Raw genomic sequence first — 15,898 nt, forward strand, 5'->3', positions numbered from 1 at the left:
TCTCCCATGACTGAGGGCAGCCCGGACGACGTCGACCGCACGCAGGCGTTCGCGCCGCCGACCGAGGAGTTCGCGCCGCCGACGACGGAGTTTCCGGCGCCCACCGAGCCGCTCGCGTACACCGAGCCGCAGTACACCCAGCCGCAGTACACCCAGCCGATGATGACGCCGCCTCAATACCCGGCGCCCTCGTACCCGGCGCCCTCGACCGCGCCGAAGCGGGGGAACGGACTGTTGATCGGTCTGTTGGCCGGGGTGCTCCTGCTCGGCCTCGCCGCCGGCGCCTACTTCCTCTTGACGTCGTCCGGTGCGGACTCCGCGCAACCGCCGGTTACCGTGACCGAGTCGGTGACGGCGTCGCTGGCGACCCCGCCGGCCGATTCCACGCCGTGTGACGAGACGGTGGGCGTCGGCACATCGGTGACCTCGTGTCCGTTCGCGGCGGCCGTGCGCAATGCCTACCTGGCCGCCGGGTCGAAGGGCGAGGCGCGAACGGTGACCGCCGGCAGCCCGGTCACCGGGCAGACCTACACGATGAACTGCACCCCGGAACGGGGCATCGTGGTGTGTCGCGGCGGCAATGACGCGGTCGTGCATATCTACTAGAGGCATGCGCCACCCGGTTGTCCCGTGCCTCGTCGCCGCGCTGGCCGTCGGCCTGACCGCGTCGGCCTGTGCCACCGACCAGAAGACGGCGCCGCCGGCGACGTCGAGCGCCTATGCGCCCTCGAGCGCGCCTCCCTCGGTCAAGCGACCCGCGCCCGGACCGACGATGCCGCAGGCGCTCGGTGCCCTCGGCGCGGCGACGCTCGGCCTGAACAAGCGACTCGAACCGCTGGGGTTGAGCCAGAAGACGGTCATCGCCATCGCCCCGGTCGGCGTTCCGGCCAAGCCGATCGTGATCGGCGACCCCGCACCGCAAGTCGCCTGGTCGACGATCAAGGTGCCATTGGCCATCGCCGCCGAGCGCAAGAAGGGCGGGATGTTGCCGCAGACCGTCGCGGCGATCTCGGCGTCGGACAACGACGCGGCGCAGGCGTTGTGGCGCTCGCTCGGCACCGATCAAGAGGCGGCCGCCGCCGTCACCGCGGTGCTGCGCGAGGCGGGCGACCCGCGCACGATGGTCCCGGCCGTTGCGAAGCGGCCGCCGTACACGATCTTCGGCCAGACGTCGTGGTCGGCGGAGAACGCGGCGCGGTTCACCGCGGGACTCGCGTGCCTGCGCGACGGCGCGCGCGTGCGCGATCTGATGGGGAAGGTCGGGCAGTCCCAGCAGTGGGGCGCGGCGACCTGGCGGTCGCCGACGGAGGTCAAGGGCGGCTGGGGGCCCGGCGCGGCCGGCGGTTACGTCGTGCGGCAGAACGCGCTGATCACCCACCGCGACGGCGCGCAGACCGCCGTCGCCATGGTCACCTTCGGGAACGGCACGACGATGGACAGCGGCATCACCGCCCTCAACACGATCGCCGGCTGGCTCGCGGCGCAGCGCAAGAACCTGCCGCGCGGCTACTGCTGAGCGGGTAGGACCCCGGAACGCCTTGCCTGGGCCACCCATATCTGCTCTTATTGGGAACCATTACCAATAAAGATCAGGAGCCCACCTCATGTTCGACACCTCTGTCACGTCCAACGCCCGGCACAACGCGGCCTTCGCCTGGGTTCTCACGGCGCTGGGCATCTTCGCCTTCGCGGTCGTCCACCTGTTCTCCGCGGTCGGCGAGCTCGCCGCCGGCGACTCGGACCACCACCACACCCACGACCACGCCCACACCGACGACGGACACCTCGACGCCTACTCGGTGCTGACCAATCCGAACTCGGCGATGGCGTGGTTCATCGCGTTCGTTTACACGCTGACGATCGTCCCGCCGCTGCTGGCACTGCTGTTCCGCTCGCGCGCGGCCGGGATCGTCGCGCTTATCGCCGGGGGATTCCTGGTGCTCGGCAACGTCGCCGACGGGTTCACCCATGCCATCGACGACAAAGCGGCGGCTCCGCTGCTGGTGGCGCTGATCGCGGTCGGCCTGCCGGGATTCGTCGCACTCCGCGAGACGGTGCGCTGGATCAAGGAGGCGACGACGGCGGTGGATTCGCTCGACGCGGGATAACAGTGCGACATTAGTCACCGAATGTCCGTTTTGCGCGTTTGCTAACCGAATTGCTGCAGGTCGTTCACCTTTCGTTCACCAACCCGACCGCGATGCTTCATCCCCCACTGGGCCCGGGTAACCATTTGGTCACGTCGCCTCCGTAGTGTTTCGCGAGTCGAAGGGATCGCGGATGCGACCCCCTGGTTCATGGAGGACGAAGACAGATGGCATCACTCACCGGTAGCGGTCGGCGCTGGGCGCTGGCAGCGGCCCCCGTCGCGCTCGCCGTGGCACTCGGCAGCGCGCTGGCGCCGGCGGCGCAGGCGGACCGCTTCGTCCGCCTGCCCAACGGCAAGGTCAACGGCGACGGCATCAAGATCATCAAGACCGGCGAGTACGCCCGCGTCTCCCCGTCGCTCGCCGCCAACGGCGCCAGCCGCACCGCGTGGCTGAGCGGCGAGGCCAAGATCGTGGCGAAGGACATCGACACCCGCAAGGGCCCGCGCGGCAACGGCTCGCAGGGTGAGAACGCCCAGCCGGGCTCCAACGGTATGGCGGCCCCCGGAGCCCTGTGGGGCGGCCCGTCGGCATTCACCTTCGTCGGCTACGTCGTCGGCTGCCAGGTGGCCCTGAGCAGCATGACCATCGGCATCTCCGGCGGGTTGAACGAGACCGGTCCGTCGGGCACCTTCACCAACAACATCCCGCTCGCCCCGGGCGACGTCTCCTACGTCGTCATGGACCGCAAGCGCATGGAGAAGCCCGGCACCTACTACATCGAATGGCGCCAGAAGCGCCTCGAGATCAACGGTTGCGCCGGCTATGCCCAGGCCCGTTCCTTCGTCGCCGTCGAGGCCGCCGGCAACAACCACCGCAAGGTCAGCCTCTACGGCCGTCCCTTCTCCATCGGCTGATCGCCCCAGAGACATCGAGGAAGCAACGACATGAACTCTCAGCTCAAGAGCGTCACCGTGGTGGCCGCCGCGATCGCCGCCGCGACCGCCGGTGTGGTCGCCGCGCCGCAGGCCGACGCGGGCCGGATCATCCACCTGCCAGGCCAGGTGAAGAACGCCACCCTGCACGACGGCACCAAGGTGACCATCCGCCGCACCAACGAGCGCGCCATCCTCAACGGGTCCATGGGCGCCACCGGTGCGCACCGCAACGCCGCGGTCAGCGGCAAGTACGAGGTGACCGCCAACAAGAAGTGGAAGCGCGTCGAGATCCGCCCCGGCTACATCGTCGGATGCCAGGTCAAGCTCGTCGGCGGCGGCGGCACACACGGCTTCAACGGTTCGAACAACACGTCCCAGGCCGGCGGCTCGCTGACCCTCGGCCCCGGCCAGGCGGCGACCTACTACCTCACCGAGGTCGAGCGTCTCGACGACTGGGGCGAGGAGAAGCACACCCCCAAGGTCGTCTACGACGACGTGACCCGCGGCCGCTACAGCTACACCAACTCGCAGCTGTCGCTGAACGGTTGCGCCGGCTACGCGCAGGCCCGGTCGCTGCTGGAGGTCTTCATCGAGACCGACTACGTCGGCCAGAGCCTCACCATGTACGGCAAGCCCTTCTCGATGGGCTAGAGCTAGACCATTCCGCTCGGCGCGCGCCTCGTGCCCGGCTCCTGAACCGGCATCCGGTTCGGCGGGACCGGGTACGGGGCGCCCAGCGTTGCGGTGCCCGCGGCGATGTTCGGCCCGCACTGGGCGACGGCCGCCTGGATCTTCGGGCCCGGATCGGGCAGTCGGACCCGCCCGGCGCGCGGGGCGGCGGCGAAGTCGAACGCCGACGTCATGTCCCCGGTCGTCGACCGTCGCCACGCCGTCAGATTCGGCACGTCGACGCCGAACCGCCGCTCGATCAATTGCAGCTGCGACGTGTGGTCGAAGACCTCCGACGCCACCAATCCGCCGCGGCTGTACGGGGAGATCACCAGCGCCGGCACCCGGTGGCCCAGCCCGATCGGACCGCGGATGCCCTTGGCCGCCGACGGCAGCTCGCGTGCGCTCACGTACTCGCCCGGCGTGCCCGGGGGAGCGGTCGGCGGCACGACGTGGTCGAAGAAACCGCCGTTCTCGTCGTAGCTCACGATCAGCGCCGTGCGCTCCCACACCGCACGATTCGACGTCAGGATGCGCAGCAGGTCGATCAGTCCGGCCGCGCCGAACGCGGCGGGCAGCGCCGGGTGCTCGCACTGCATGAGCGGCGGCACCACCCAGGACACCTGCGGCAGCCGCCCGGCTTTGACGTCGGCGGCGAGGTCGTGCGGGTAGGTGGGCGCGATGCCGCGCCGGGCCAACTCGGAGTCCGGATCGCGTGACTGGGTGAAGCACCCGATCATGCCGTCGAGCAGGGCCGTCGAGATCGGCCCCTGGTCGCGGTTGTTGTAGACCTTCCAGGAGATGCCGGCCTCGGACAGGTTCTCCGGCATCGTGCGCCACCGGTAGACGTGTTTGGGCAGGATCGTCGGCGTGTGCAGGACCGGCCCGCCGCGGGTGCCGGCCGGATCGAGGTGGGCGCTGATCCAGTACAGCCGGTTGGGACTCGTCGGCCCGAGCACCGAGCAGTGGTAGTTGTCGCAGATCGTGAACGCGTCGGCGAACGCCCGGTGCACCGGGATGTCCCGCTCGGTGTAGTACCCCATCAACGCGGGGGCGTTCGCCGCGCCGACCGAATCGACCGACATCGGCAACCAGCCGTCGTTGCGGCCGCCGTTCCACGCGCGGTGCATACCGGCCCACGAGTGGTCGGGGTCGTTGATGCACTCGCCGTCGAGGGTGGGCCCGCGCATGGTGTCCAGGCGGAACGGGAGGGTGTAGCCGCGCCGGCTGGGACCGCGACCGGGTGCCCAGCCGCGTTGCTTCCACACCGCCGACGGCTCGCCGAAGCCGCGCACGCCGGACATCGTGCCGAAGTAGTGGTCGAACGAGCGGTTCTCCTGCATGAAGAACACGAAGTGGTCGATGTCCTTCAGCGAGCCGGTGCCCGCCGGATCGGCGGCGTACGCCTCCTCGATGACCGGTCCGGCCAGCGACGACAACGCCGCGGCACTGCCCACCGCGGAGGCCGCGGCGAAGAGTTCACGTCGGGTCAGCCCCGAGAACGGTCCGTTCGCCATAGCGCCGTGTCTATCACGATGCGACAGCGCCCGCCGCCGGAAGTCCGGCGGCGGGCGCTGTGGTCGAGATGTCTCGGGCTGCTAGAAGCAGTAGCCGATGCTGACCGAGCCGAAGGACGGCCCGTGCCAGCAGATGCTGACACCGGTGGTCTGGGCCGGGCCCTGCTGACCGGTCGCCGCGAGGGCGGGGGTGGCCGCGAGGGAGCCGAGGCCCAGGGCTGCTGCCGCGGTGACGACGGCGAGGGCGGACTTCCGGCGCATCACGGGTAGCACCACCCGAAGGTCATCGAACCGACCGGCGGGCCGTAGACGCAGATGCGCCAGCCGGCGGCGGTCTGGGCGTCGGCCGCCTGCTGCGGGGTCGCAGCCATGGCCGGCGCCATGGTCAGGGCGCCGAGGCCGATACCGGCCGCAGCGCTGACCACTGCGAGGGAAAGACGTCGCTTCATCGGGGAGTCTCCTTCGTAGAAACAAATTGGCGATCCGTACAAATGTATATCGCCACCGCACGGCCCGCGTGGGATGGGACCAAGATCCCAACCGTGCCCGCGGGGGGTCAGGTGATGGTCAGGCCGCCGTCGACGGCGATGGTCTGGCCGGTCACGTAACCGGAGGCCGCCGACGCCAGCCAGATGGCGGTCGCGGCGAGCTCGGCGGGGTCGCCGGTGCGGCCGGCGAGCATGCGCGGCGCCTGCGCGTCGAGGTAGCCGGGGGCGTAGCCGTCGGTCATCTCCGACTTGAAGAAGCCCGGTGCGAGCGCGTTGACGCGGATGCCCTTGCGGCCGGTCCACTGCTGCGCGAGGTCGCGGGTGAGACCGATGACGCCGGCCTTGCTCGCGCTGTAGGCGGCCTGCGGCAGGCCCGCGGTGGTGATGCCGAGGATGGAGGCGATGTTGATGATCGAACTGCCCGGCTCCATCACCTTGGCGCAGGCCTGCGCCATCCAGTAGGACCCGTTGAGGTTGACGTCGATGACCTGGCGGAACTGGTCGGGGGTCTCCTTGGTCGCCGGGATCGCGGTTCCGACCCCGGCGTTGTTGACCAGGACGTCGACGCGGCCGAACTCCTTCATCGCCGCGTCGACGACGCGCTGGCACGCACCGGGATCGGCGACGTCGCACTCGACGGCGAGGCTGCGGCGCCCGGTCGGCTCGATGGCCTTGGCCGTCTCGGCCAGGCGGTCGGTGCGGCGCGCGGCGAGGACGACGTCGGCGCCCGCCTCGGCGAAGGCGGTGGCGAAGGCGACGCCGAGGCCGGACGAGGCGCCGGTGACGATGACGACTTTGTCGTGGACGGAGAACAGGTCGGTGATGGGCATGGGGTCACTCTATCCGCGGCGCGGATCGTCGTTACAGAAGTACGGTTCGGTGCGAATATCGGGTATGGACAACACACATCCCCCGCGCTGGACCCGGGTCGTCCTGGTGCTGCTGGGTCTGCCACAGGTCGTCGTCGGCACGTGGGCGGTCGTCGCGACCCGGCACTGGTTCGACACCTTCCCCGGGTTCGGGCCCCTGTTGGTCGCCGCTGAGCCGCCGTTCAACCACCATCTCGCCAGCGACGCCGGAGCTGGGTTTCTCGCGACGGGCGTCGTCGCCCTGGTGGCCGCGGCGTGGGGTCGGCGGGAGGTCGTGGTGACCGCGGCGCTGGGGCTGTTCGCGTTCGCGCTGCCGCACTTCCTCTACCACGCGGCGCACCCGGCGCCCGCGTTGAGCACCGCGGTCAACGCGGGCAACGCCGTCGTGCTGGGGATCGCGGCCTTGGTCCCGGCGGCGGTGGCGGTGGGGGCCTGGCGGGGCGTCAGGACTTCGCGCGGCGCGGGGTGACGACGGCTTTCGGTTTGAGCCCGCTGTCGCGCAGCTCGGTGGCGGCCAGCGCGCGGATCACCTGCTGATTGCCGTCGCGCCAGTCGCCGGCGGGGTCGTCGGAGATGCCCGAGAGGACCTTGAGCGGCTGGTTGGTGATGGCCCGCAGCGCCAGCAGGTCGATGCCGGACTCGGTGTCGCGCAGCGCGACGTGGGTGCTGGCCTTGCGAACGAACCGCAGCCGCAGCGGGATGTACATCGACAGCAGCATCACGATCGGGACGATCGCCACCGCGATCGACAGCCACCACGCGAACGTGTGCACGACCTCGGCCTGGCTGCGTCCGGCGTCGGCCAGCGAGTCGGCGGCACCACCGGCCCCGTTGAACGGCTTGGCGATCTTGTCGCCGATGACCGGCACGTTGTCGACGCCGCCGCCCGCGTCGCGCAGCTTGTCGCCCATCGACTTGGCGGCGCTCTCGATCTTGCGGCCGGGCACCGCCAGCGCCATCGTCACGGCGTACACCTTGGTGGCGAGCCAGACGGAGATCGCGACCCAGGCCAGGACCCACAGGTCGCCGAAGATCTGCCGACTGCGGCGCATCGGGGTGTCTGCGTAGAGCTTCATGGGCGTCCTGCTCCTCCGGCCGTGCGCGCCGCGGCGACGAAGGCGCGGATCGCGTCGTGGTCCTTGATCCCCGGTGCCGACTCGACCCCGGACGACACGTCGACGCCCCACGGGTCGGCCGCCGCGATCGCCTCGGCGACGTTCGCCGGGGACAGGCCCCCGGCCAGGATCCAGTGCCCGGCGGGGCCGTCGCCGAGGGCCGCGGTGTCCCAACGGTGTCCGGAGCCCGGGCGCGCGGCGTCGAGCAGCAGCGCCTCCTCGCCGTAGGCGCCGACGGTCAGATCGGGGTCGGCGGCGAGCGAGGTGGCGCGCCAGACGCGCGGTAGGTGCGTCAGGGCGGTGGCGAAGTCGTCGGCGGCATACGCCCCGTGCAGTTGCAGGACGTCGGCACCGAGTTCGACGGCGAGCGCCGCGGCGTCGGCGGCGGACATGTCGTTGACGACGAGCACGGTGTCGACGTCATCGGTCACCGCGGCGATGATCTCGCGGGCCAGCGCGGCGTCGATCGCGCGCGGGCTGGTGCGGTTCATCACGACCCCGACGGCGTCGGCGCCGGCGTCGACGGCCACCCGCGCGGCGTCGACCGTGGTCATCCCGCACACCTTCACGTACACACCGGCCAGCGTAATCGCGTTGCCGGGACACGAGCCGGCGCGCCGCGCGATAATCGGCCCATGGCAGAACATGACGAGGCACCCCGCAGCGGTCGGCAGCGGCTGCGCAAGCTCACCCGGGCGGCGCTGACCGCGGACGAGACCGTCGACCAGGTCGAGGGCATCCTCGGCGGCATGGGGGAGACCCTCGATTCGCTCAACGCGACGATGGGGTCGATGGACAAGACGCTCGGCTCCTTCGACGGCTCGCTCGACCGCGTCTCGACCACCATGGACCGCCTGGACGGCATGTCCGACCGGGCCGAGGACCTGATGTCGCGGCTCGAGGTGATCGTCACCCGGGTCGAGCGGATCGTCGGGATCATGGACACCGCGCTGGCCCCGGTCAACGCCGTCGAGCAGGTCGGCCGCGGCGTCGCGGGCGCCCTCGGCTTCGGCCGGCGCGGATAGGTGCGCGGATTGAATCGCCGCGTGCCCGTTCTGGGCTGTTTCCTGGCGGCCGCCGTGCTCGTGCCGGCGTCGGCGTCGGCAGCCCCGGGCTCCTCGGACTTCGCGCCGTGCGCGTCGCCGGTCGTCGCCCTCGACCCCGGGCACAACCCGGTCAAGATCGACTCCTTCGACCCGGTCACCGGCGCCGCGCAGATCGACTACCCGAACGGCGCCGAGGACGGCAACGTCTTCGCCGTCGCCCAGCGGGTGGCCGCCACGTTGCGCGGCCGCGGGTACCGCGTCGTGCTGCTGAAGACATCGGTGCGCGAGAGCGTCAGCTACCGCGGGCGCGTCACCCGGGCCGAGCGGGCGGGTGCGGCGCTGGGGGTCAGCATCCACACCAGCCCCGGCGTCAACGCGGTGTTCCCGCAGCGGGTCGGCCTGTACCGCAGCGGCGCCGGGCCCGACGGGAAGCCGCGCCGCATCGTGTTCACCAACGCGGCCACCGCCGCCGCCAGCGAGCGCTACGCGCAGGCGATGGCGGCCGCCCGCTCGCGCGCCGAGGGGCACCGCGTCGCCGTGAGGAAAAACAACTTCGGCGGTCGCGCACCGCTGTGGGCCGGCAACATTCCGATCATCTCCCTGCTGGCGACGAACACCCCGTGGGCCTACAACGAGTTCGGACCGGCCGGCGGCGCGGGCGGCTCGATCCCCGTCGGACCCGCCGCGCTGGCCGCCTACGCCCGCGGCATCAGCGACGGCGTCGTCGCGGCGCTGCCCCGTCGCTGCGGCTGAACCTTGCGGGCGCTGACGCCGCCGTTCACCTGGATGTGACCTGGCACACCCGAGCGGTCACTCGTCTTTTGTAACGCGTTCACCTCGGCGCCGTCGACCGTCCATCCCGACCCCATAGCGTCCGTTTCGACGAGCCCGGGATGCGGGCCGCCCGAACGGAAGGTCGATGGTGGGAATCCAGCGCAGTGGTGTCCGCGTGAGCGCGGCAATGGCAGGAGTGGCAGCCGTCCTGGCTGTGTCGGCGTGCAGCGGCGGCGGTGACGGCGCGACGATCACCGGCGAGGGCTCGACGGCCCAGCAGAAGGCGATGGAGCACTTCGGCAAGGTGCTCACCGACGACGGCGGCGCCGTGCTCGACTACACCGGCAGCGGCTCGGGCGACGGGATCAAGAAGTTCCTCGCCGGCGACGTCGACTTCGCCGGGTCGGATTCGCCGCTCAAGGATGACGAGGCCGCCAAGGCCAAGACCCGTTGCGGTGGCAACGACGCGTGGCACCTGCCGCTGGTCGCCGGCCCGGTCGCACTGGCCTACCACCTCGACGGCGTCAAGGACCTGAAGCTCTCGCCGACCGTCATCGCGAAGATCTTCGACTCGAAGATCACCGCTTGGAACGACAAGGAGATCGCGGCTCTCAACCCGGGCACGGCGCTCCCGTCGACCAAGATCGTCGCCGTGCACCGCAGCGACAGCTCGGGCACCACCGACAACTTCCAGAAGTTCCTGAGCAGCGCCGCACCGCAGGCCTGGTCCTACGAGCACTCCAAGGAGTTCAAGGGCAAGGGCGGGTCGGCGGCATCCAAGTCGACCGGCGTCGGCGACACCGTGAAGAAGACCCCGGGCGCCATCACCTACGTCGAGTGGGGCTTTGCCACGGAGAACAACCTGGGCGTCGCCTCGGTGGACTTCGGCATTGGCCCGGTCAAGCTGACCGCCGAGTCGGCCGCCAAGGCACTCGACGCGGTGAGGTTCACCGACGAGGGCGCCAAGAACCTCGTCGTCGACGCCGAGGCGCTGTTCGCCTCCAAGACGCCCGGCGCCTACCCGCTGCTGCTGACCCCGTACTCGGTCGTCTGCAGCGCCGGCTACTCCGACGCCGCGATCGCCCCGGCCCTCAAGCAGGCGTTCACCACCATCCTGGACAAGGGTCAGGCCGGTCTGGCCGAGCTCGGCTACGTGCCGCTGCCCGACGGCTACCGCGCCCGCCTGAAGCCGACGATCGACGCGCTGCGCTGAGTGAAGTGACGGCCAGAGATCCCATGACCCCCGTGCCCGCCGGGCGCCAGAAGCCCGACGATGCCGGACCGAATGTCCGACGTTCGGCATCGTCGGCGCCGCAGCCCCCGTCGAAACTGACCGGATCGGCGAGCAGCCGCCTGGGTGATGTGGTCTTCCGCCGGCTCTCGGTCGGCTCGGGGATCCTCGTCTCGGTCGTCATCGCGTTGATCGCGGCCTTCCTGGTCATCTCCGCGGCGCCCTCGCTGGTGGACAACGAGGCGAACTTCTTCACCTACTCCGGTGATTGGGAGGTCGGCGGCGGCGCGCTCAAGTTCGGCATCCCCAAGCTGCTGTACGCGACGCTGCTGGTGTCGCTGATCGCGCTGGCCATCGCCATGCCGATCGCGCTGGGCATCTCGGTGTTCCTCACCGAGTACGCGCCCAAGCGGATGGTCGCGCCGGTCACCTATCTCATCGACCTGCTGGCCGCGGTGCCGTCGATCGTCTACGGCTTGTGGGGCATCTTGGTCCTCGGTCCGGCGATGGTCCCGGTGAACAACTGGCTGGTGACGAACGCGGGCTGGCTGCCCTTCTTCCGGACACCCAAGGACAACGTCACCAACATGTCGACCGGCGGCACCCTGCTGACCGCCGGGATCGTGCTGGCGGTGATGATCCTGCCGATCATCACCGCGGTCACCCGCGAGGTGTTCATCCAGACGCCGGTCGCGCACCGTGAGGCTGCGCTGGCCCTCGGCGCCACCAAGTGGGAAGTCGTGCGGACGGCGGTCCTGCCGTTCGGGTTCTCCGGCTACATCAGCGGCTCGATGCTCGGCCTGGGCCGCGCACTGGGCGAGACGATGGCGCTGTACCTGATCATCTCCAACACCGGACCGATCGACTTCAACCTGATGGAGAGCGGCGAGACCTTCGCGACGAAGATCGCGAACAACGCCGCCGAGTTCGATTCGCCGGCCAAGACCGGCGCGTTCATCTCAGCCGGCCTGGCCCTGTTCGTACTGACGTTCCTGGTGAACGCGGCCGCGCGCGGCATCGTCGGCAGAAGGCAGGCCTGACATGACCACGATCATCGACACGCCGGACGGTTTGGGCGGTTCGCTCAACCGGCCCGGGTCGAGCTTCAAACCGATCAGCGGCCGTCGCAAGACGGTGAACTCGATCGCCCGCGGCGCCGTGGTCGTCGCGGTCGTCATCGCGATCATCCCGCTGCTGTGGCTGCTCACGACCCTGGTGTGGCACGGGCTTTCACCGATCCTCGACCCCGATTGGTGGGGGCGGTCCGAGCGCTACGGCGGCGCCGCCAACGCCGTTGTGGGCACCCTCGTGCAGACCTTGCTTGCCACCCTGATCTCGGTGCCGCTGGGCATTTTCGTCGCGATCTACCTGGTCGAGTACAGCGACGGGAAGTCGTTTCTGTCCCGCACGACGACCTTCATGGTCGACATTCTCTCCGGCGTGCCGTCGATCGTCGCGGCGCTGTTCGTCTACGCGGTGTGGCGCACGACCCTGGGCCTGCCCCGAATGGGTTTTCTCGTGGCAATCGCCCTGGTGCTGCTGATGATGCCGCTGGTGGTGCGCTCCACCGAGGAGATGCTCAAGATCGTGCCGCAGGACCTGCGCGAGGCGTCCTACGCGCTGGGCGTCCCCAAGTGGAAGACGATCGCGCGGATCGTGTTGCCCACCGCCCTGTCCGGCATCGTGACCGGCGTCATGCTGGCCATCGCCCGCGTCATGGGCGAATCGGCCCCGGTGCTGATCCTGGTCGGCTCGACCAAGGCGATGAACTGGAATCCCTTCGCGGGCAACCAGGAATCGCTGCCGCTGATGATGGTCCAGCAGTACGGCCAGGGCCCCAGTGCCTTCGACAGGGTGTGGGGCGCCGCCCTGACCCTCGTTCTGCTGGTGACCGTCGTCTACGCCGCCGCCAAGGTCGTGTCCACCGTCTTCGCGCCCAAGAAGTCCTGACTCCACCCCGCAAAGGAACCCCAACACCCATGAGCAAGCGCATCGACGTCTCCGACCTGAACATCTACTACGGCAAGTTCCTCGCCGTGAAGGATGTCGAACTGAAGGTCCCGGCGAAGAAGATCACCGCCTTCATCGGCCCGTCGGGCTGCGGCAAGTCGACGGTGCTGCGCACCCTCAACCGCATGCACGAGGTCACGCCGGGGGCCTACGCCACCGGCGAGGTGCTGCTCGACGGCGAGGACATCTACGCCAAGGGCATCGACCCGGTGAGCGTCCGCTCCACCATCGGGATGGTCTTCCAGCGGCCCAACCCCTTCCCGACGATGTCCATCCGCGACAACGTCGTCGCCGGTCTCAAGCTGCAGGGGGAGCGCGACGGCAAGAAGCTCGACGAGGTCGCCGAGCGCAGCCTGCGCGGCGCCAACCTGTGGGACGAGGTAAAGGACCGGCTCGACAAGCCCGGCGGCGGCCTGTCCGGCGGACAGCAGCAGCGCCTGTGCATCGCCCGGGCGACCGCGGTGGAGCCGGACGTGCTGCTGATGGACGAGCCGTGTTCGGCGCTCGACCCGATCTCGACGCTGGCGATCGAGGACCTGATGGGCCAGCTGAAGGAAAAGTTCACCATCGTGATCGTCACCCACAACATGCAGCAGGCCGCGCGCGTCAGCGACAAGACCGCCTTCTTCAACCTCGAGGGCGTCGGCCAGCCCGGCCAGCTCGTCGAGTTCAACGACACCGAGGCGATGTTCTCCAATCCGACCAAGAAGGAGACCGAGGACTACATCTCCGGCCGCTTCGGCTGACCCCCGGCCCGGCAACCCCCGCACCACCCATCACCAGTACCACCAAGGAAGCAGGCACCCGATGCGTACCGCCTACCACGAACAACTGACCGCGCTGAACCGCATCCTGGGCGAGATGTGCGAGCTGTCCGGCACGACGATGGAGCACGCCACGAACGCGCTCCTGCAGGCCGACCTGGAGGTCGCCGAGGACCTGCTCAAGGACCAGGAGCGGATGGCGACGCTGAGCTCGGCCGCCGAGGACCAGGCCTTCAAGTTGCTCGCGTTGCAGGCGCCGGTGGCCGGCGAGTTGCGGGAGATCGTCAGCGGCTTCCAGATCGTCGCCGACATCGACCGGATGTATGCCCTGGCGCTGCACGTCGCCAAGGTCGCGCGGTTGCGCCACCCCGAGCCGGCGCTACCCGAAGAGGTCCGCGGCTACTTCGCCGAGATGGGCCGCCTGGCCGTCCGCCTGGCCCACGGCGCCCACGAGGTGCTCGGCACGCTCGACCCGAAGGCGGCCCTGGCCCTCGGCGCCGACGACGATGCGATGGACGACCTGCACAAGCACCTGTTCACCGTGCTGATGGACCGGGAGTGGCCGCACGGCGTCGCCGCCGCGGTCGACGTCACCCTGCTCGGCCGGTACTACGAGCGCTTCGCCGATCACGCGGTGGCCGTCGGCCGGCGCGTCGTCTTCCAGGCCACGGGCAAGACGCCCGAACAGGTCGTCGCCGAGGAGAACTGACGAGCTAGGCGATCGCGTCGGCGACGACGAGCCCGCCCTTGCCCGGGATCATCGTCACGTTGCGGTGTCGCGGCTTCTCCGCGGGACGGTCATGGGTGCGCAGGTCGACGCGGCGCAGGATTTCGCCGACGACGGTCTGCAGCTCGGCCATCGCGAGCGGCGCGCCCAGGCAACGGCGGATCCCGCCGCCGAAGGGCATCAGCTCGTACGGGTTGATCCGCACGCCGAGGAACCGCTCGGGGCGGAACGCGAACGGCTCCGGGTACAGGTCGTCGCGGTGGTGCAGCAGCAGGATGCTGACGAGGGCGGTCATCCCGTCGCCGCCGACGCGCGTCGCCCCGAAGTCGAAGGGCGCCATGAGTTCGCGGGCGACGATCGGCACCACCGGGCGCACCCGCATCGACTCGTTTATCACGGCCTCGACGTAGTCCTCGTCGCCGGCGCGCGCAGCGGTGCGGGCCCGCGCGTAGACGTCGGGGGTGCGGGTCAGTCGTTCAAAGGTCCACGCGACGGTGTTCGCCGTCGTCTCGTGACCGGCCAGCAGCAGCGTCATCAGCTCGTCGCGGATCTCGCTGTCGGGCAGCGGCTCGCCCGCGGTGTCGGTGGCGGTCATCAGCAGCGCGAGGATGTCGTCGCGCTGCTCGGCGTCGCCGGCCGCCCGACGTTCGGCGATCACGCGGTACACCGTCTTGTCCACCATCGACAGCACGACCTTGAGCGCGCCCACCGGGTCCTCGCGACGGGCGTTGGCCAGCTGGGTGATCGTCGCGAACGGTGTCGTCGACAGGCCGAGCAGCCGCAGGATCGCGGTGCGCATCGACCGCTCGGCCGGGGTGGCCTCGCGCGGGTCGGGCAGTCCGAAGATCGCGGACATGATGACGTCGAGGGTGATGCTCTGCGCGATGTCGGCGAGCGGGACGGGTTTGCCGACGGGCCACGACCGCAGGCCGTCGTCGGTGGCCCGCTGGATGCTCTCCTGATACTTGGCGACGGCCTTGCCGTGGAAGCGGGGGAGCAGCAGCGCGCGCTGTTGGCGGTGGCGCTCGCCGACGGAGGTCAGCACCGATTCCGGTCCGACGATCGGGGCGAGCGGCGACTGGTGGGTGGCCGACGGCGCGTCGGCCTCGTCGGCGGTCATCAGTGTCTTGATGTGGCCGGGGTCGTACAGCACGACGACGGGACCGGGCCCGCCGCGCAGCCGGTAGTGCAGGATGTCGCCGCCGGACCGGTCGGCCGCGCGCACCGCGTCGCCGAAGAGCAGGTCGCCCTGCCGGGTCACGAACTCCAGCGACGTCGAGAATTCGCCCAGCGGCCGGAACCGCTTCGGGCGGATGAGGGCGACCGGGCCGGCGTCGGCACCCGGCGCGCCGATGCCCGAGCGGGCGTCGGGCGGTGCAAGGTACCAGTGCTTGAGGTCCGTGTACTGCGACGGTGCGACGGTGGTCGTCATGGGCTGCCTCCAGGCTTCCCAGCGTATTACGCGACGCGGTGGCGCGGGCCGGCTTGCAGGGCGCGCCGGGCGGCCTTGACCTCGCGGTCGTGGCGGACCTCGCGGTCGTGCAGTGCCGCGGAGAACTCGCGGGCCCGGTAGTCCAGGCCGTTCGTGTCGCGCAGCAGCAGGAACAGGGCTTCGCCGACCACGGCGGCGATGAAGACGGCTAGCAACATGGCGTACTCCCTT

Annotated in this window: 21 protein-coding genes; 13 read left to right on the plus strand and 8 right to left on the minus strand. The window is 70.2% G+C overall.

From position 1 onward, the window contains the following. Positions 1–6: 6 nt before the first annotated feature. The 5 genes from QM728_RS03655 (at position 7) to QM728_RS03675 (ending at position 3,676) form a co-directional block, all read left to right on the plus strand. Positions 7–606, plus strand: coding sequence for a hypothetical protein (locus QM728_RS03655; RefSeq protein WP_415030691.1), 600 nt, complete (start codon positions 7–9; stop codon positions 604–606). A gap of 4 nt (positions 607–610) precedes the next feature. Next, positions 611–1,516 carry a hypothetical protein gene (locus tag QM728_RS03660; protein WP_415030692.1) on the plus strand — a complete coding sequence of 302 codons (906 nt, stop codon included), beginning with the start codon at positions 611–613 and terminating at the stop codon, positions 1,514–1,516. 88 nt (positions 1,517–1,604) lie between these two features. Next, on the plus strand, positions 1,605–2,108 hold the full coding sequence (locus tag QM728_RS03665) for a hypothetical protein (protein ID WP_415030693.1): 504 nt from the start codon (positions 1,605–1,607) through the stop codon (positions 2,106–2,108). Positions 2,109–2,314: 206 nt separating this feature from the next. After that, positions 2,315–3,004 carry an MspA family porin gene (locus tag QM728_RS03670; protein WP_415030694.1) on the plus strand — a complete coding sequence of 230 codons (690 nt, stop codon included), beginning with the start codon at positions 2,315–2,317 and terminating at the stop codon, positions 3,002–3,004. A gap of 30 nt (positions 3,005–3,034) precedes the next feature. Continuing rightward, entirely contained in the window at positions 3,035–3,676 is a 642-nt protein-coding gene (locus QM728_RS03675) for an MspA family porin (RefSeq protein ID WP_415030695.1), read from the plus strand. Between the two features lie 2 nt (positions 3,677–3,678). Here QM728_RS03675 and QM728_RS03680 read toward each other — a convergent pair whose 3' ends face one another. The 4 genes from QM728_RS03680 to QM728_RS03695 all read right to left on the minus strand — a co-directional run bounded on the left by QM728_RS03680 (position 3,679) and on the right by QM728_RS03695 (position 6,529). Then, positions 3,679–5,211: a phospholipase C gene (locus tag QM728_RS03680; RefSeq protein WP_415030696.1), complete on the minus strand. Its 1,533-nt coding sequence runs from the start codon at positions 5,209–5,211 to the stop codon at positions 3,679–3,681. 81 nt (positions 5,212–5,292) lie between these two features. Continuing rightward, positions 5,293–5,472, minus strand: coding sequence for a hypothetical protein (locus QM728_RS03685; RefSeq protein WP_415030697.1), 180 nt, complete (start codon positions 5,470–5,472; stop codon positions 5,293–5,295). Further along, positions 5,472–5,660, minus strand: a complete 189-nt coding sequence (locus QM728_RS03690; protein WP_415030698.1) for a hypothetical protein — start codon at positions 5,658–5,660, stop codon at positions 5,472–5,474. The genes QM728_RS03685 and QM728_RS03690 overlap by 1 nt, the downstream gene beginning before the upstream one ends. Positions 5,661–5,767: 107 nt before the next feature. Then, positions 5,768–6,529 carry an SDR family NAD(P)-dependent oxidoreductase gene (locus tag QM728_RS03695; RefSeq protein ID WP_415030699.1) on the minus strand — a complete coding sequence of 254 codons (762 nt, stop codon included), beginning with the start codon at positions 6,527–6,529 and terminating at the stop codon, positions 5,768–5,770. A 64-nt stretch (positions 6,530–6,593) separates the two neighbouring features. Between QM728_RS03695 and QM728_RS03700 the strand changes: the two genes are divergently transcribed. Continuing rightward, positions 6,594–7,037, plus strand: coding sequence for a hypothetical protein (locus tag QM728_RS03700; RefSeq protein WP_415030700.1), 444 nt, complete (start codon positions 6,594–6,596; stop codon positions 7,035–7,037). Here the strand turns inward: QM728_RS03700 and QM728_RS03705 are convergent. Beyond that, complete coding sequence (locus tag QM728_RS03705) at positions 7,012–7,644, minus strand: hypothetical protein (protein ID WP_415030701.1); 633 nt, start codon at positions 7,642–7,644, stop codon at positions 7,012–7,014. The genes QM728_RS03700 and QM728_RS03705 overlap by 26 nt on opposite strands. Then, a complete protein-coding gene (locus QM728_RS03710; protein WP_415030702.1) occupies positions 7,641–8,258 on the minus strand; it encodes a phosphoribosylanthranilate isomerase in 618 nt (205 codons plus the stop codon). Before QM728_RS03710 ends, QM728_RS03705 begins: the two co-directional genes overlap by 4 nt. Before the next feature lie 60 nt (positions 8,259–8,318). Here QM728_RS03710 and QM728_RS03715 point away from each other — a divergent pair, with 60 nt between their 5' ends. The 7 genes from QM728_RS03715 to phoU all read left to right on the plus strand — a co-directional run bounded on the left by QM728_RS03715 (position 8,319) and on the right by phoU (position 14,217). Then, entirely contained in the window at positions 8,319–8,708 is a 390-nt protein-coding gene (locus tag QM728_RS03715) for a hypothetical protein (protein WP_415030703.1), read from the plus strand. Between the two features lie 21 nt (positions 8,709–8,729). Then, positions 8,730–9,482 carry an N-acetylmuramoyl-L-alanine amidase gene (locus QM728_RS03720; RefSeq protein WP_415030704.1) on the plus strand — a complete coding sequence of 251 codons (753 nt, stop codon included), beginning with the start codon at positions 8,730–8,732 and terminating at the stop codon, positions 9,480–9,482. A 169-nt stretch (positions 9,483–9,651) separates the two neighbouring features. Continuing rightward, a complete protein-coding gene (pstS, locus tag QM728_RS03725; RefSeq protein WP_415032826.1) occupies positions 9,652–10,716 on the plus strand; it encodes a phosphate ABC transporter substrate-binding protein PstS in 1,065 nt (354 codons plus the stop codon). 23 nt (positions 10,717–10,739) lie between these two features. Then, on the plus strand, positions 10,740–11,774 hold the full coding sequence (pstC, locus tag QM728_RS03730; RefSeq protein WP_415030705.1) for a phosphate ABC transporter permease subunit PstC: 1,035 nt from the start codon (positions 10,740–10,742) through the stop codon (positions 11,772–11,774). A 1-nt stretch (position 11,775) separates the two neighbouring features. Beyond that, entirely contained in the window at positions 11,776–12,684 is a 909-nt protein-coding gene (pstA, locus tag QM728_RS03735) for a phosphate ABC transporter permease PstA (RefSeq protein ID WP_415030706.1), read from the plus strand. A 29-nt stretch (positions 12,685–12,713) separates the two neighbouring features. Further along, positions 12,714–13,490 (plus strand): phosphate ABC transporter ATP-binding protein PstB, encoded by a 777-nt coding sequence (gene pstB / locus QM728_RS03740; protein WP_415030707.1) that lies wholly within the window; start codon positions 12,714–12,716, stop codon positions 13,488–13,490. A 61-nt stretch (positions 13,491–13,551) separates the two neighbouring features. Beyond that, on the plus strand, positions 13,552–14,217 hold the full coding sequence (gene phoU, locus QM728_RS03745) for a phosphate signaling complex protein PhoU (RefSeq protein ID WP_415030708.1): 666 nt from the start codon (positions 13,552–13,554) through the stop codon (positions 14,215–14,217). 4 nt (positions 14,218–14,221) lie between these two features. On the opposite strand, the gene QM728_RS03750 is transcribed toward phoU, so the two are convergent. Next, positions 14,222–15,667 (minus strand): cytochrome P450, encoded by a 1,446-nt coding sequence (locus tag QM728_RS03750; protein ID WP_415030709.1) that lies wholly within the window; start codon positions 15,665–15,667, stop codon positions 14,222–14,224. Between the two features lie 26 nt (positions 15,668–15,693). Further along, entirely contained in the window at positions 15,694–15,885 is a 192-nt protein-coding gene (locus QM728_RS03755; RefSeq protein WP_415030710.1) for a hypothetical protein, read from the minus strand. Positions 15,886–15,898: the final 13 nt, after the last annotated feature.

Origin of the sequence: Gordonia sp. (in: high G+C Gram-positive bacteria) (assembly GCF_047602025.1) — a bacterium.
Classification (GTDB): Bacteria; Actinomycetota; Actinomycetes; order Mycobacteriales; family Mycobacteriaceae; genus Gordonia.